At 70.0% G+C, this 696-nt stretch carries 1 protein-coding gene; it reads right to left on the bottom strand.

What is annotated here, in order from left to right; genetic code table 11:
• Nucleotides 1–696 (bottom strand): ABC transporter substrate-binding protein (locus AC1DWF_RS34790; protein ID WP_476843030.1); only part of this gene is annotated, 696 nt, incomplete at both ends.

A 696-nucleotide genomic window follows, 5' to 3' on the forward strand; every position in this document is an offset into this window, starting at 1 on the left:
GGTGAGGTTGGAGCGCATCGCCCAGATCGCGTTCTGCAGGTAGAGCGGGATGATCGGGACATCCTCCAGCACCACCCGCGTCGCGCGCCGCAGCAGGCCCTCGCGCTTCGCGTCGTCCAGCTCGACCTCTGCCTCGCCGAGCAGCCGGTCCATCTCCGGGTTGGAATACTGGATGCGGTTGGATGAGCCATGCCCGCGCTCGCGGTTCACCGTGCGCAGCACCGAGTTCAGGAGGACGGAAACCTCGCCCGTGGAATTGCCCCAGCTCAGCAGGTTCGCCGGCGCCTCGCGTCGCGACGCGCGGCCTATGAAGCTGGCATAGGGCTGCGCCTCGATGGTCGTGCGGATGCCGATGCGCGTCCACATCTGGCCGATCGCCTGCACCACCCGCGCATCGTTCATGTAGCGGTCGTTGGAGCCCGCGAGCGTGAGGGCGAAGCACTGCGGGTATCCGGCCTCGGCCAGCAGGCGCCGCGCCGCTTCGGTGTCGGCAGTCGTGATCGGCAGATCGGGCACGTAGCTGAAGCTGTCGGGCGGCATGAACTGCGCGGTGGCGAGCGCGGAATTCTCCATGACCCGCTCCTGGATCATCCGCCGGTCGATGGCGAGCGCCAGGGCCCGCCGCACGCGGAGGTCGGCGAGCGGATTGCGCTCCAGCGGCGCGCCCGTGCTGGAGGCCAGCGCCGGCACCGGCGG

Source organism: Aminobacter sp. P4_D5 (assembly GCF_056401815.1).